This window comes from Novosphingobium panipatense (genome assembly GCF_900182875.1).
Taxonomy (GTDB): Bacteria; Pseudomonadota; Alphaproteobacteria; order Sphingomonadales; family Sphingomonadaceae; genus Novosphingobium; species Novosphingobium panipatense.
On the sequence record NZ_FXUI01000002.1, the window covers coordinates 144,034 to 159,448 of the forward strand.

General features: G+C 62.5%; 13 protein-coding genes. 8 read left to right on the forward strand and 5 right to left on the reverse strand.

Annotated elements, in window-relative coordinates:
* Window positions 1–23: 23 nt before the first annotated feature.
* The 5 genes from QOL62_RS03590 (at window position 24) to QOL62_RS03610 (ending at window position 5,349) form a co-directional block, all read left to right on the forward strand.
* Window positions 24–1,727 (forward strand): class I adenylate-forming enzyme family protein, encoded by a 1,704-nt coding sequence (locus QOL62_RS03590; protein WP_283405208.1) that lies wholly within the window; start codon window positions 24–26, stop codon window positions 1,725–1,727.
* A 2-nt stretch (window positions 1,728–1,729) separates the two neighbouring features.
* The gene (locus QOL62_RS03595) at window positions 1,730–2,152 is read left to right on the forward strand and encodes a nuclear transport factor 2 family protein (protein ID WP_283405209.1); all 423 of its coding nucleotides are present in this window, start codon (window positions 1,730–1,732) and stop codon (window positions 2,150–2,152) included.
* Between the two features lie 86 nt (window positions 2,153–2,238).
* Entirely contained in the window at window positions 2,239–3,084 is an 846-nt protein-coding gene (locus QOL62_RS03600) for an SDR family oxidoreductase (RefSeq protein ID WP_283405210.1), read from the forward strand.
* A gap of 28 nt (window positions 3,085–3,112) precedes the next feature.
* Window positions 3,113–4,594, forward strand: coding sequence for an aldehyde dehydrogenase family protein (locus QOL62_RS03605; protein ID WP_283405211.1), 1,482 nt, complete (start codon window positions 3,113–3,115; stop codon window positions 4,592–4,594).
* 5 nt (window positions 4,595–4,599) lie between these two features.
* On the forward strand, window positions 4,600–5,349 hold the full coding sequence (locus QOL62_RS03610) for a TetR/AcrR family transcriptional regulator (RefSeq protein WP_283405212.1): 750 nt from the start codon (window positions 4,600–4,602) through the stop codon (window positions 5,347–5,349).
* A gap of 53 nt (window positions 5,350–5,402) precedes the next feature.
* On the opposite strand, the gene QOL62_RS03615 is transcribed toward QOL62_RS03610, so the two are convergent.
* Both QOL62_RS03615 and QOL62_RS03620 read right to left on the reverse strand, forming a co-directional pair.
* Window positions 5,403–6,221, reverse strand: a complete 819-nt coding sequence (locus tag QOL62_RS03615) for an enoyl-CoA hydratase/isomerase family protein (RefSeq protein ID WP_283405213.1) — start codon at window positions 6,219–6,221, stop codon at window positions 5,403–5,405.
* Window positions 6,222–6,231: 10 nt separating this feature from the next.
* Entirely contained in the window at window positions 6,232–8,418 is a 2,187-nt protein-coding gene (locus QOL62_RS03620; protein WP_283405214.1) for an acyl-CoA dehydrogenase family protein, read from the reverse strand.
* A 274-nt stretch (window positions 8,419–8,692) separates the two neighbouring features.
* Between QOL62_RS03620 and QOL62_RS03625 the strand changes: the two genes are divergently transcribed.
* Together QOL62_RS03625 and QOL62_RS03630 are read left to right on the forward strand one after the other, a co-directional pair.
* Window positions 8,693–9,445 carry a DUF2889 domain-containing protein gene (locus tag QOL62_RS03625; RefSeq protein WP_283405215.1) on the forward strand — a complete coding sequence of 251 codons (753 nt, stop codon included), beginning with the start codon at window positions 8,693–8,695 and terminating at the stop codon, window positions 9,443–9,445.
* Window positions 9,446–9,489: 44 nt separating this feature from the next.
* Window positions 9,490–10,830: an amidohydrolase family protein gene (locus QOL62_RS03630; RefSeq protein WP_283405216.1), complete on the forward strand. Its 1,341-nt coding sequence runs from the start codon at window positions 9,490–9,492 to the stop codon at window positions 10,828–10,830.
* Window positions 10,831–10,887: 57 nt separating this feature from the next.
* Here QOL62_RS03630 and QOL62_RS03635 read toward each other — a convergent pair whose 3' ends face one another.
* Complete coding sequence (locus QOL62_RS03635; protein ID WP_283405217.1) at window positions 10,888–11,700, reverse strand: helix-turn-helix domain-containing protein; 813 nt, start codon at window positions 11,698–11,700, stop codon at window positions 10,888–10,890.
* 452 nt (window positions 11,701–12,152) lie between these two features.
* Here QOL62_RS03635 and QOL62_RS03640 point away from each other — a divergent pair, with 452 nt between their 5' ends.
* On the forward strand, window positions 12,153–12,998 hold the full coding sequence (locus QOL62_RS03640) for an enoyl-CoA hydratase/isomerase family protein (protein ID WP_283405218.1): 846 nt from the start codon (window positions 12,153–12,155) through the stop codon (window positions 12,996–12,998).
* On the opposite strand, the gene QOL62_RS03645 is transcribed toward QOL62_RS03640, so the two are convergent.
* Both QOL62_RS03645 and QOL62_RS03650 read right to left on the reverse strand, forming a co-directional pair.
* On the reverse strand, window positions 12,891–14,318 hold the full coding sequence (locus tag QOL62_RS03645) for an amidohydrolase family protein (protein WP_283405219.1): 1,428 nt from the start codon (window positions 14,316–14,318) through the stop codon (window positions 12,891–12,893). The two genes, QOL62_RS03640 and QOL62_RS03645, sit on opposite strands and share 108 nt — an antisense overlap.
* Window positions 14,312–15,289 carry a CoA transferase gene (locus tag QOL62_RS03650; protein ID WP_283405220.1) on the reverse strand — a complete coding sequence of 326 codons (978 nt, stop codon included), beginning with the start codon at window positions 15,287–15,289 and terminating at the stop codon, window positions 14,312–14,314. The genes QOL62_RS03645 and QOL62_RS03650 overlap by 7 nt, the downstream gene beginning before the upstream one ends.
* Window positions 15,290–15,415 lie beyond the last annotated feature (126 nt).

Below are 15,415 nucleotides of genomic sequence, written 5' to 3' on the forward strand. Positions count from 1 at the left end.
CCTTTTCGAGTATGAGGATGGGCATGACGGGTTCGGTCAAGGTGGTGGACGGACTGTCCGTGGTCCACGGCATTCCCCTTTCGGAAGAGCAGGGCATCGGGGCCCTGACGCTGGGCGGTTATCTTCGTGAGATCGCCGAGCGGTATGGCCCGCGCGAAGCGGCAGTGATTCACCTGCCGGAAAAGGTCGTTCGTTGGAGCTATGATGAGCTCTACGCGCGTTCGATGGAGGTAGCCAAATCTCTGATCGCTCTGGGCACCGCCAAGGGGACCCGCATTGGCGTGCTCATGACCAATCGGCATGAATTTTTGTCCGCCGTGTTCGGCGCAGCGCTTGCCGGCTGCATCGCGACGCCGATCAGCACCTTCTTTACACCGACCGAACTTGAGGTCGTTCTCAAGGCCTCCGGTGTCTCCGTGCTCCTGTTGGAGCGGACCGTCCTCAAGAAGGACTTCGCGCAAATGCTGGCCGACCTCGAGCCAGAGGCGCTTGCGGCGCAGCCCGGCGAACTGGCTTCGGCGAAGTTCCCGTTCCTCCGTTATGCTGCGATGGTCGACTACGAGACGCCACTTGGCATGATCGAGGGTTACGGAGCCTTTCTTGCACGCGGCGCGCATGTGGCCGAAAGCCTCGTCCTGGCCGCTAGCGATGCCGTCGCGCCATCGGACCCCGGCATCCTTCTGTTCTCTTCGGGCTCCACAGGCAAGGCGAAGGGCATCCTTAGCGCTCACCGCGGCGTGTGCCTTCAGCTTTGGCGCTGGCCGCAGTGGTATGCCATCCGTGACGATCTTCCGGCCCGGACCTGGTCTGCAAACGGCTTCTTCTGGTCCGGCAACTTCACGATGGCCCTTGGCGGCACGCTGTCTCGTGGAGGGACGCTGGTGCTCCAGCGCTGGTTTGATGCTGCCGAGGCGCTCGACCTGATGGAGAAGGAGCGCGCCAACATGGCGCTGGCATGGCCGCATCAGTGGGCGCAGCTTGAAGCCGCGCATAACTACCGCGACGTGGACCTGTCGTCACTGGTCTATGTCTGCAGAAACCAGCGGATCTCGCGACAGCCGACGGTCCGCAGCGAATGGGTCGAGCCCGGGCAGGCCTACGGCAACACCGAGACGTTTACGCTCATATCCGTGTTTGCTTCGGGAACACCCGAGGAAATCGCCGGCAAGTCCCACGGCATTCCAACGGCAGGCTCGACGATCAAGATCGTTGACCCGCTGAGCGGCGCGACCATGCCTCTGGGAGAGCGGGGCGAGATCGCCGTGAAAGGCCCCACGTTGATGCTGGGCTACCTCGGCATCCCGTTGGACGAGACGCTCGACGAAGATGGTTTCCTGCGCACGGCGGATGGGGGGTATCTTGACGATCAGGGGCGTCTTTTCTGGGAAGGCCGCCTCAACGACATCATCAAGACTGGCGGCGCGAATGTCTCTCCGCTGGAAATAGACGAGGTCATTAGAGCGCATCCGGAGGTGAAGGTGTCGCAGACCGTCGGAGTCCCCGATGAACTGCTGGGAGAACTCGTCGTCTCGTGCATCGTTCCTGTAGAGGGCATGCGCCCTGATCCGGACTCGATCCGCGATTTCGCCAGGCAAAAGCTTGCGAGCTACAAGCTGCCGCGCCGCATCCTGTTCGTTGACGAAGAGGAACTGCAGACGACCGGAAGCTCCAAGATCAAGACGGCAGAACTGCGGAAGCTCGCGGCCGAGCGGCTGGCTGACGCCTGACCATGCCCGAGGCCGCGAACTTCGCTGACTGGCTTGCCATCTGCAACCTGAGAGCCGCTTACTGCCTATTCCTTGATACCAAGGACTGGGAGCGATGGCGCGATTTGTTTACAGATGACTGCATCCTCGACACGACGGCAAGCGGCGGCACGCTGGAGCAGGGGCGCGACCGCTTCGTGGATCAGATCCGCACCTCGCTGGCAGGGGCCAGGACCGCGCATCAGGTCCACTCGCCACAGATTGAGATCGACGGCGACAGGGCCGTCGGTGTGTGGGCGATGCAGGACCGCGTCATCAAGGACGATTTCGCTCTCACCGGCTACGGCCACTACCATGAGGTCTGCATCCGCACTCCCGATGGGTGGAAGATCGCCGAACAGACGCTGACCCGCCTAATTCTGGAGATCGACAGGCCTGGGAATTAGTTTCAGGAAAAGGGCCTCCCGCTCACCGGTAAAGACAGCAGGCTACGTCCCGGGATCGTGCTTCATCGCCGGAGCGCCAGGCAGAAGTGTCGGCCTTATCCATCGTGGTCGCGATAGGCGGTATTCCAGCAAGCCGCTATGATGACGACGAAGCAACCGACCTGCATCCAGCAGGCGGCGGGAGTGGAGGAAGCGTGGGCAAGACCATCGTCATTACGGGTGCAGGTGCCGGCCTCGGCAGGGCGCTTGCGCAGCGTTTCGCGAGTGAGGGTGAGACGGTCATTCTGCTGGGACGCACCCTGTCCAAGGTACAGGCCCTTGCCGATGAGCTAGGCGCGCCTGCGATGGCGGTCGAGTGCGACGTGTCCGACCCGGCCTCCGTCCGAACCGCCTTCACGCAGATTGCAGGAACGCATCCGAAGATCGATATCCTCATCAACAATGCCGGTATTTATGAGCCGTTCACCGTGGCGGAAGCCACGGACGAACAGATTTCCGGCATCATCGACACGAATCTCAAGGGCCCGATCTACTGCTGCCGCGCGGCCATTCCGATGATGGAAAAAGGCGGGCTCATCATCAATGTTGGCAGCGAATCCATCGCCGTGCCCTTCGTGATGCTTTCGCTCTACCAATCCAGCAAAGCCGGCCTCGAGATGTTCACGACCGCGCTGGAAGCCGAGCTCGAGGAGGCGGGGATCCGTGTGGCGCTCCTTCGCGCAGGCCCCATGTACGACGAGGCCAAGTCAGCACCGGGGTGGGATCGCGATGCGGCCATGCGCTTTCACGTGGGATGCGCGAAGAAGGGCCTGGATCTTCAGGCGCGCCCCGTGTCCCATTCCGCATCGGCCACGGGCATCTTCCGCGCTGTCATCGACCTGCCGGCAGACGTGCGCGTGAGCCATGTCTCGATCGGCGCTCGCCGCGCCTGACCTTCTGTTACTCGCCAAGGACGAAACGATGACTACTCTTCCTGACGCCCAGCTCTACATCGACGGCAAACTGCGGGACGCTGCCGGAGGCGCGACCTTCGATGTCATCAGCCCTTGGACCGGTGAGCCGGTGGGAAAGGCGGCAGACGCCTCGGCCGATGACGTGAACGAGGCGATTGCCGCAGCCCGCCGCGCGTTCGATACGACGGACTGGTCCACGAACATCGAAAAACGGGTCGCTCTGGTGAAGAAGTACCGCGCACTGTTCGAGCGCGAACGGCAACGTCTCGGCCAACTCGCGATCCATGAGGCGGGGGCGGCGCAGGGCGCGGTAGGCCGCGCTCACGTGGATATGGCTCTCGACGGCTGGGACGATTACATGATCGTCTTCGACAAGCTCGAATGGGAGAAGGATTACGGCGAGAAAGCCGCTTTCGGCATGGTCCACAAGCGCGTCGGTGTGCGCGAGGCTGTTGGTGTCGTCGGCGCCATAACGCCTTGGAACGTGCCCCTCTACGTCAACATCGGCAAGATCGTTGCCGCGCTGCTGGCGGGCTGCACGGTCATTCTTAAGCCGGCGCCGAACACGCCGGGAATGGGTGCGATCTTTGGTGAACTGGCGGCGGAAGCCGGCTTCCCGGATGGCGTGATCAACGTCGTGTTCGGCGCCGATCCGGCCTTGGCCGGAGAAATGCTGGTCACCGACCCACGGGTCGACCTGATCTCTTTCACCGGCTCCACCGGGGTTGGCAAGCGGATCATGGAGCAGGGAGCCGCGACCCTGAAGCGCGTGTTCCTCGAACTCGGCGGCAAGTCGGCGAAGATCGTGCTCGATGATGCGCCGAACTTCACCATGGATGTTGCCATGACCATGCTGGTCTTCCACGCAGGCCAGGGCTGCGCGGTGCAGTCGCGCCTCCTGGTGCCTAGGAGCCGGTACGAAGAAGCCAAGGCGATCCTCAAGGGCGCTTACGCCAATTTCGGCGACAATTGGGGCAACGTCGAAGAACCGGCGCACATCATGGGGCCCGTCGTCTCGAAGCGGCAGATGGAGCGGGTCAAGAGCTACATTGATCTCGGGCTGGAAGAAGGTGCCACGTTGCTGGCGGGCGGCAAGATACGTTCCGACAAGGGCGGCGGTTTCTTTGTGGAGCCGACGTGCTTCGTTGATGTCGCCAACGACATGCGTATTGCACAGGAAGAGATCTTCGGTCCGGTGCTGGTCGTCATACCTTTCGAGGACGATGAGGACGCCATTCGCATCGCCAATGAAAGTTCCTACGGCCTGTCGGGCGGCGTCTCCGGCAGCCATGACCGCGCCATCAACATCGCACGGCGCGTGCGGACCGGCTCGATGAGCGTCAACAACGGCATGTGCATCGCGGGCGACATCCCGTTCGGCGGCTTCAAGGCCAGCGGCATGGGCCGCGAGTGGGGGCTTGAGGGCATTGAGGAATATACCGACGTGAAGATGCTGGCGTGGCCCGTCGGTCAGGTTGAACCCGCCTGACCTTGATGCTCGAGGGGGCCGTCGAGACGGACCACTTGGCTTGCCTGCCACCGTCGCTTGCCGCGGCGGTGAGCAGCGCATGCGCGGGTATCAGTCACAATCTGAACGGGCAGCGGCTGGGGCGCAAAGGACGTGTCACGAGAGAGCGGATCCTCGCGGCCGCTATGGACCTGATAGAAGCCGATGAGCAGCCTGTGACACTGGCCCGGGTGGCTCGTCACGCTGCCCTGGGCATGACTTCGGTTTACAACTACTTTCCTGGCATGACCGAACTGCTTCTGGCCGTTCTCGAGCCCGTAATGGCCACGGCAGAGGATGATTACCTTTGTGTTCTGCGCCAGCCTTGGCCCGACGACGAACTGTTCGAATGGTGTCAAAAATTCGTGGTGGCCTATCATGGCTTTTGGCTGCGCCATTCCCGATTGCTCCATCTGCGCAACGCACTGGCGGATCAGCACGATGTGCAGATGGTGGCGCACAGGATCAGGAGCAGCCGGCCTGTCGTCGCTCTGCTTGTACGGCAGATGAGCGAGGAGCCCATAGGGCTGGGCCCGCATACATCGATGGCAACCATCCTGATGATTGCCATCGAGCGGTCCGTTACGATCGTGACCAACCCGGAGCTGCGCAGGCTGGTCGGTATTGAGCCCGAGCTTAGTGAGGACCGCTACCTGGTTCCCGGTGCTCGTCTGGTGCAGATGGCGATCAGCGATGCTCGATCCGAAAGCCGTTCAGACCTTGAAGGCAACGCCTGACCGGGAGGCGGCCGCACCTCGGCTGGCGACCTGCTGCTTCATCGCAGTGCGGGTTACTTGGCCTTGCCGCCCACAGTCTTGAGATATTCCTCCATACCTCGAATGTAGTCCGGGTTCAGCATCAGGGCGCTGTTGGCCATACGCTCGACGTGGCGAGAGGAATCCCGACCCACTTCGGCGCACAAGTCTATCGCAACCTTTGCCGCGCCCATCTGCTCGCCATTCTGTTTCGCCAAATGGCGGCAGAAGTCGGTAACTTCAGCCTCGAACGTTTCATCCTCGTACACCTGATGGACGAGGCCCATCGTGAACGCCATTTCCGCATTTGCTGGCTTGTTGGCCATTATGAGCCATCGGGCCCAGTGCGGGCCGCACAGGCGGGTGAGGCGCGAGACGCCGCCGGAGGCCGGAAGGACGCCAAAGAGCCCCTCCGGAAAAGCGTAAGCGGCGCTCCTCGCGGCGAGCCTGAAATCGCACGAGAGGCTCATCTCCAGCCCGCCACCCACGCACATCGCGTGATGGGCAACGACGATCGGCTTCTCGATGTGCTCCATCTCGTCCCACAACTGCTGCATGTTGTTGAGGTTGAGCCGGTGGTTCTCGCGGATGCCGCGCGCGCTGGAGGAATTGTAGACGGGAGCGATGATGTTCTGATTGCCGCCCCGAAGATCTGCCCCCGAGCTGAAATATCGACCGGTCGAGCGGATGAGCATGACCTTCAGCTCGGGCGTATCGCGAAAGCGAAGCACGGCTGCTGTCAGCAGATCCATCATCTGGCGGCTGATCGCATTGAGCTTATCCGGCCTGTTGAGTGTGGCGATGAGGATGCCGTCGGTTTCCTCGGTCAGGAGGTGAGGCGCTTCGTCAGTCATTGTTCTCTCCTCAACCACGGGTCCGGGGCAGACCAAGTCCCCGCTCGGCCACCATCGAGCGGTGCACTTCGCTGGTGCCGCCGTAGATCGTGGTTCCGGCTGCATGGCGATAGCACTGGTTGAGGAAGCCGGCAGGTCCTTGGCGCTTCGACAGCGATAGCGGGGCGGTCAGGTCGAGAAGATCCCGGCTGTCGCTGAGGAACTTCTCGGATGAATACATTTTCGCCATCGGGCCGAAGCCATGGTTCGGTTTCTTCTCCACGCTGGCCCACTGAGAGCGGTAGGTGAGCATATCCGAAATCCAAAGATGGGCAACGCTGCGCGCCAGACGGCACTGCGTACGCACCTCCTGCGCAAGGCCCATTTCCCGGGACAGTTCCTCGGCCGCCTCGATCATGGCCTTCATGACCTTGGAGAAGCCGCCTCCATGCTCGAGTTCCAGCGCCGCGCTCATCGTCTTTACGCCGCCGTCGATCTCCCCGAGGCGCCAGCTGTCGGGTATGACCACACCATCGTAGAACGTGATGTTCGTCCTCTCGTCCTGAAAGGTGTGGACGGCCTGAACCGTGACGCCTTCCGTCTTCAAAGGCACGATGAACATCGTCAGGCCCTTGTGCTTCGGCACATCCGGGTTCGTGCGGGCGAGCATCAGGACATAGCTCGCGAGATTGGCGCCGCTGGTCCACATCTTCGTGCCGTCGATGCGCCAGGAACCATCCTCCAGCTGCGTAGCCTTGCATTGCGCTGCGAACACGTCCGATCCGCAGGATGGTTCGGAGTAGCCGAGTGAGCACAGCACGTCGCCACCGACAATCCGGGGGAGCACTTCGGCCTTCAATTCATCGGAGCCGTACTTGTCGATCATCATGGCGACCATGGCCGCCACGTTCGCGCCTGGCGTGTTGTAGCCCTGGCGCTCCATTTCGCCCATGGCAGCGATCCGCGCATACGGCGTGATGTTACGCCCCGACAGGTGCTGGGGTAACCCGGGGAACAGCAGGCTGTGCTGCGCCAGCATCTTGTGAACCTCGGGTACGTAGCCCTCCCAGGAGTAGTGGAACCTGGCCTTCTGCTCGGGGGTCACCTTGGTCGCGAACAGTTCCGCGATCTCCTGGCAGACCTGATGCGCTTCTTCGCCAAGATCGAAGTCGAGAGGTACTTCGCCCGATGCGGGAAGCTCTGCGCGTTCTCCTGCATAGAGCCGCCTGCCGGCTTCCTCCAACGCGAGCTGCGGATCGCCGGCGACCAGCGGCCAAGCCTTTGCCCGTAGGTTGTAGAGGTGAATGTCGTACTCGTTCGAAAGACCGTACCCACCGAAGGTGTGCAGTCCCTGAGCGACTGCGCGAGCGGCGGCATCGCACGCGTACCAGTAAGCAAGAGAGACCGTCGCGCCGGCCTCGTCCGAGTGATCGAATATATCGCGGATGGCTTTCCATGCGAGAAACTTGGCTCCATCCACATCGCACAAGAGGTCAGCCAGCGGGTGCGAAATGCCTTGGAACGTGCCGATAAGCTGGCCGAAAGCCTTTCGCTCACCCGCATAGACGGCCGCCATCGTGAGCGCCTGCCGACCGATCCCGGATAGCGCGACCGCCATGTAGAGCTTCCACTCCTCGATCGCGGCAGCGAAGTGGCCAAGCGCCTCGTCGCCGGAGCCCAGGACGACACGCTCGCCCTGCATGAGATTGATTTCGCCGATCGGCGTGGTCGCCAGGTTCGGCTCAGCCGTTGCATCGGCCGGGCGCACGAGCACGATATCGGAGCCCCACCGGGCGACCACCCCATCCGCAACGGGCCCGCCGGCGATCCACTGTCTCGGCCTGGACGCGGCATCGAACATGGCGATGGTGACCACCGCCTCGCCGCTGATCACCTGCTCCAGCAAGGCGTCCTGCCCACCGAATTGTCCAAGCAGCCGCGCCGCCACCAGGGCTTCAGCCAGAGGACCGGAGACAAGCGTCCGCCCCGCCTCTTCCATGAGCAGCGCGGCATCGAACAGGCCAAGGTCCATGCCGCCAGCGTCTTCCGGGATGCGCATCGCAAAGGCGCCAAGCTGTGCCAGTCCCTGCCATAGAGCGCGGTCGAAGCCACCTGTCTCCTGCGCCTTGCGAACGCGGGCCGTGCTTGAATGCTCGTCCAGAAAGCGCGCGAAAGTGTCGCGCATCATTTCCTGTTCGTCGGTCAGATCGAAGTTCATGGCAGGCTTTCCCGGAGCTTATCGTTGTCGGACCGTGCGGCGGCCGTTCCCAGTCCTGAACACAGGTTGCGAGGGTCTTCAATCCGAGCGCGTCGGCAATCGCAGGCACGATGCGGGTTCAGGGCAGCGCGTGTGCGGATCGCGGAAGCGATGGCTGGACGAAGCCTGCTTGCCGTCTGGCAACGGGCGCCCTGGAGGCGTACTCTCGATCAGGCAGGGCGAAGGCGAATGGAAAGATCGTCACCCCGCGAGCTCTGCTTTGTGAAGGAGCGTCGTGATTGCTATCGCGATTGAGGATGTATTCGCGCTTCCCGGTTACAGGCGCACTATCCGGATCGAACCGGGCGAAGGCCGCGTGCGCGCGATGCTGGAGGATGACCTTCACGCCATGGCAGTCCAACTGTGGCATGCCCGCGGAGTCGTCACGAATGTGGTTCCCGTCATGGATAGAGCACCGTGGACGCCCTGCCCAGGCGCTCAGCGCGTTCTGATCGACACCTTTACGGGCCTGCCGCTGCATCAGGTGAGCGCGCGCTTCGAGCGACAGGCGAACTGCACGCATCTACACGATCTTGCTGTACTTGCGGCGGCCCATGCCGGCGATGCAAGTCCCACCGAATACCGCATCGCGGTCACCGATCTCCTCGAGGGAGAGCGGCTCCTGGAAATCAGGCATGAAGGCCAGACCATCCACCAGTGGCGTGAACGGGAAGGGGTTCTGGCCGCGCCGACGGAGCTCGCGGGCCTTTCGCTTCTCACGCTGCGCGACTGGATAGCGCGCCTGCAAGGGAGGCCGCAGGAGGCAGCCAGATTGCTGCAGTGGGCGGGTCTTGTCGGACACAGCCGCGCCATGGGGATGGAGGAGAGGCACGCTGCGCTCCTTCAACGGCCAAGCTGCTATACCATGCAGCCAGAGCATGCCGTCCACGCAGCGCCCCTGGCACCGGACATCGACTTCAGCGTCGGCGATCGCGAGCCTCTGATGGACAGGAACAGGCGCTTCGGCGCTCTCAGCCAACAATCATAATGAAACGGGAAAGCTCCGGCAGCTACAACAAAGGGAGACGAGAGATGGAAATGAATGACATGGTCATCATCAGCGTCGATGACCACATCAGCGAACCGCCTGACATGTTCAAGAACCACCTGTCAGGCGCCTTGCTCGAAAGCGCGCCCAGAATGGTGAAGGACGACAACGGCAAGGACGTCTGGATCTATCAGGGCCAGAGCTTTGCGTCGGTGGCCTTGAACGCCGTCGTCGGACGGCCCTTCGAGGAGTACGGAATGGAGCCGACGTCGCTCGACCAGCTCCGGGACGGGGTCTACAAGGTGGACGATCGCGTCCGGGATATGGACGTCAACGGCATAGCGGCGTCGCTCAATTTCGGATCTGTTTTCGATTTTGCAGGCGGGCGTCTTCACCGCGTTCCCGACCGTGAGCTGGCTGTGAAGCACGTAAGTGCCTACAATGACTGGCACATCGACGAGTGGTGCGGAGCTCATCCAGGCCGTTTCATTCCCTGTGCTATCCTTCCCACCTGGAACATGGACGCTACTCTTGCCGAATTGAAGCGGGTGTCGGACAAGGGCTGCCACACCGTCTCGATCAGCGAAAATCCCACGTGCCAGGGGCTGCCCAGCATCCACAATGCGTATTGGGATCCCTTCTATCGCGCGATCAACGATCTCGACATGACGATTTGTCTTCACATCGGGGGAGGCAATCCCGCGCCTCATGCCTCGATGGAGACGCCCATCGAGGCGTGGATATCGACCATGCCGATGACGATTGCCTATGCGGCGTCCGACTGGCTCCAGCTCGAGGCCCTGCACAGGTACCCTGACCTGCGGATCGCACTTTCGGAAGGTTCGATCGGCTGGGTGCCTTACTTCACGGAGCGAGCGGACTTCTCGAACTCGCGGCACAAGTACTGGACGCACTCCCGCTTCCAGGACCTGAAGCCGAGCGAAATGTTCAGGCGGCACTTCCTGAATTGCTTCATCGATGATGCGTTCGGCCTGCAGAACGTCGAGTTCATCGGAGAGGATAATATCGCCTACGAGTGCGATTACCCGCACTCGGACACCCTGTGGCCGGAAGTGCCGGAACGTTTATGGCCGACTATCAACCATCTCACGGATGAGCAGATCGACAAGATCACGCACCGCAACGCGATGCGCTGGTTCCGCTTCGACCCGTTCAGGCACCACACCAAGGCAGATCTGACCGTAGGCGCCTTGCGACAGAAGGCCCTGGCCGCAGGCGTCGATGTCACGCCCAAATCCTCGCTTGGGGAACGTCCTCTGGCGCACGGCGAAGTTCGCCCGGTGACCTCAGGGGACATTATGCAGATGTTCACGCGCCATGAGGATTCGGACCGGTTGATTCGAATGGCAAGTCAGGAGGCGTAAGTCTCGTCGGCGGGAATGGGAAGGGTCCTGCGAGATGGCTCGCAGGACCCTCATCCCTCAGGCGGCGTAGGAAAGCTGCTCTACATTCGAATGGGCGTGTTGAGCGACCGGATCCGGCAGACAGGCGCGCATCGCATCGCTCAGGCACTGGAACAGCGCCTCGGGATTGACCTTGTCGTCCTTCCCGTAGATCACGCTGACAATAAGCGGGTGTCCATCAGGTTGGCGAGGCACGAGCCCGCTGAGGGCGTCCGCGCTGGTACCAAAGCCGGCCGGACCGAACAGGTGCCGGGCTTCACGACAGGCATCGATGCGCGCCATCATCTCAGCGAAGGCAAACTTGTCCTGCTCGGCGGCTTCAGCGTTGAGGCGGCGAACCATGCCTTCGCAGCGCGGGCGGGCGACAGTCGACAGCATGAGCCAACCTGGAGCGCTTCGTGCGAGTGGTTCCTTGACACCGCCGGCAAGGTCGCGTGTGGCAGCAAGAGCGCGGGGGCCATGGCGCCAGTTCACGATCTGGGCATCGAGCCCCACCATGGAATGCAGCGCAACCGAAAGCCCGGTCTGAGCCACCAGGCGATCCATCAAGCGAACGATGCGCCCGTCACGCACGAGTTCCGGCTGACCCGAGGTTCCGATCAGCGCGGCTCGGGGCGTCAGGCTATAGGCGCGGGAGTAGGGGTCCTTGTGAAGGAGGCCAAGCTCTACCAGGCTCGACAGCAGTTCAGAGGTGCTGGACTGCGGACGGTTGTACCGACGGACGATGTCCATGACGGTCGCCTCCCGGTGCGCGTCGTCGAAGTATTCCAGTACCTCGATCACGCGACGTGCGATCTTTGCTTTGTTCGATGACGATGTCTTGCCAGCCATGAGGTCTCTCCTCCCTCTGAGTGGTTGATGAACTCGCACTTGCCGAGCCTGTCAGCTCCAGGTCGTTTGCCGGGATAACTGAGCCGTTCTCGTTTTTTGCTGACTTTGGTTAGCATCAACACCGATGTTCATCAAGGGCCATATTCGTATACAACTCAGGAGTTGTGGCTTTTCCTACCAACTCGACGAAGAGGTGTTTGCGCGTATAGAAAAAAGGCTGTTTCAATCCCTTGCCTGCGGGCATCCCAAGTGCATGCTGGCAGCGGGGTGAAAGATGCGCGGGAGGCGTCATGGATCAAGCGTCTACGAGTGATTTCTGCCGGTCTCGAGCTGCGTCGGCGCTCTTGGGCGGAGGATGGGCGGAATGGGAGGCGCCGATTTCCTTCGTCGATCTTACCGTCGGATTCCCCGACTCGTTCTCGTGTGAACTTCCCCCTTGGGTCGTTGTCGGCGTGGGTGATCGTGATCACTTGTGCGCGCCCAGGTTGGATACCTTCCTGGAGCCGGGCTTTTCGCCCGAGCTCCTGCGCAAGTCTGTCATGGCCCAGCCTGCGGCGGCGGCGGTACTGATTCAGTTGCTGCGAATCATTCCGTCGCTGCCCCTCCAGCAGGCCCTAGTTGTCGAATCGCTCGCCTACGCAACGCTGCAAGGCAGCGCCTCGCACGAGCAATGGCTTGAAGGCCGCGCATCGTCTCCATCGACGGCGGGTGCGGGCGTGGTGGAGCTGACGCGCGAAGGGGATCATGCGCTGGCCGTTCTCAATCGACCCGACAGCGGCAACGCCATCGATCAGCCCATGCGGGACGGCCTGCGCGAAGCTTTTGCTCTCGTGAACATGGACCTCACCATCGCGTCGATCACCTTGCGGGCGAAAGGCAAGGCGTTCAGCCTTGGCGCCGATCTCGATGAGTTTGGCACCACACGCGACCCTGCTACGGCCCATGCCATTCGGCAGAGCACCTTGCCCGCAGCTGAGGCTCTTCGTTGTTCGGACCGGTTCTTCGTGGAGGTCGATGGAGCGTGCGTAGGAGCGGGGTTGGAGCTGGCTGCTTGCGCCTCTCATATCACTGCCACGCGCCGCTCGTGGTTCCAGCTTCCTGAACTGGCGATGGGGATCATCCCTGGCGCCGGCGGCTGCGTCTCGATCAGCCGCCGGATCGGGAGGCAGCGAACCGCCCTCATGGTGCTGTCAGGCCGGCGTATCAGCGCAAGCACGGCCCTCGCATGGGGATTGATCGACTCGATCGTGGATGATCTTTCCGGCTGCAATGGTAAGCCGGACGTCGTCGCTGCATAAACGCCTGCGCACCTCAGCCCAAGGGCGATCGAGGAGGCACAGGTCCGCTGCGGCACCCGGCACGATCTGGCGTTGGCGTGATATCTCGCGCGGATCCACCAGATAGAGCGCGAGGGCTTCCTCGGGCGACAGGCATTCCTCTTCCCCGATCATGGCGCCTGCAAGCGTGGTGCGGGTAACCGCCGCCGCCATGGATTTCCAGGGATCAGGGTCCCCGTAGGGAGCATCACTTCCGCCGCACAGAGGAATCGCAGCGGACATCAGGCTGCGCAGACGGTACATGTCCGGCATCTGGCGGGGGGGCATGTTCGCCAGATAGCTGTCACCCCGCTCAGTGATGAAGTGAGGCTGCACGCAAAGGTCGAGCTGCAGATGCCGAAGGCGAGGGATGAGGACCTCCGGCACCACCGAAGCATGCTCTATGCGGTCTCCGCGCCGACTTCCAGCCACTTCGAGCAATGCCGCCGTGAACACCAGTTCGACTTCCGTGACGCAATGGACGGCCACCGATCTGCCTTGTGCCCTTGCCGTCTGGACGAGTGCGACCGCATCATCAAAGTCGGGCAGGGCGTTCTCGTGCAGGTGGAGCTTGAGTGGCCCTAGCTGGCACGCCTCGAGAACGCCCTCGGCAAGGGAAGGAGCTCCCGCTAGGATGACGGACTGAAGCAGGCGCCCTGCCGATTTCTGTTCCGCGAAATGGCGGGCCATCTGCGGATCATTCCGAGGCGACATATCTGTAATGCCGGTCACGCCGAACCGCGCCAGGCGTTTGCTTGATTCTTCAAAATCGGGGGGGACTGACTGAAGGCCGCGGCGCAGCCAGTCATCCTCGTCGAACAGGCGGCCGGTAAACCGCTCCCCGTCGTGCTCCAGGCCGGGGGGCGGTGCTGCCTTCGCGAGCAATTCGGCCAAGGCCGGCGTATTCAGGAACCACATTCGTCCGGTGCGATGCTGCATGCGAAACGGACGATGGGCGATCATGCCGTCGAGAACCCGCGCATCGGGCAGCTTCCCATCCATCACGCATTCGTGAAAGCCTGTTCCCCGCAGCCAGCCGTCCCCCGGCTTGTCGAGCGCCCTGGCAAGCTCCGCCGCGTTCGACACGGCTGGCGGACCGCACATGATGGAGCTTTGCTGGGCGCTAAGAGCGGCGAGATGGATGTGATTGTCGTGCAGCCCAGGGATCAGCAGCCCGCCCCCGCCATCAATCAGCCTTTCGCCCCAGCGTGGCTCAAGCGTACCGATCTCGGCTACCCGCCCGTTTTGGATACGAACGTCACTGAGACAGCTTTGCCATAGCTGCGCGTTGCGGATCAGCATGGCGCCTCAGTCCCAAGATAGCGTGCATTGTCCGCGCCCACGGTTCGGACGGCAGCCGTGAGGGAACGTGGCTCGACATGGGGAAAGGGTGATCCGACCGCCGTGCCCCACGCGCGAAGTTCAGCATCGATCCTCTGCCGATCATAGGCGCGTTCCTCAGCCAACGCCATGGCTACTACCGCGCTCATCGACAATCCAATTCTACGGGCGAAGCCGTCGCCATACGCCGCCAAAACCTCGCGCGCGCCGATGATCCCCGTCAGCGGATCGGCGATCGCGTCACCGACATAGCCGATACCACCGCCCGCCTCGGCCATGGCGCGGGTGAGGCCACCGGCGACGCCGCAGTCGTTGCCGATGCCGGTCCAGTTTGCCGCTTCGCCTCTTGCGCCGTGCCCGGTGACCGACAGCCAGACCAGACCGGCCGTTCCCCGGACCAGCGCCTCGGCATCGATTCCCAGTTGCTGGAGCGCTCTGGGCCGGGAGGATTCGATCACCACGTCGGCGCGGCGGATCAGACGGATTAACGCGGCCTTCTCCTCGTCATCGGAAAAGTCGACCAGCAAACTGGCCTTGCCTTGATTGATCCGAGCGAACGTGGCCGGATCGTCGGCGCGGATAAGATCCTGGCGGCTTCGGCTTTCGACCTTTACGACCTCCATGCCGGCCTGCCATAGCAGATGACCGACAAGGGGGCCGGCCCAGATCGCCGACAGATCGACGACGAGGGGGCGGTGCCCGATGGTACGCTTCCGGTGGCGACCAAGTACCATGGTCTCGACCGCCGGAGAAACCGGGTGTTCGTTCCACTGCGCCACCGGAAGGCCCAGAAGTCGTCCGGTGGAAACCAGGGCGCGGGCGCTATGTCGTGCCGCGGCCGCGGCAATGCTTCTCCAATCGCAAGCTTTCACGCCGGCATCGCCAAACAGAGCTGGCAGCAGCTCCCGATCGACATCCCGGATGAGCGTCAACGCAAACCATCCGCCATCGCATGTCTTAAGAAGACGACTGCTACCCGGGCCGGCTGAAACCCGGCCTCGTATGGTGTATCGGCCGTTGGAGCCACGCTCTCCGACCAATTGCTGACCACTCAGTCG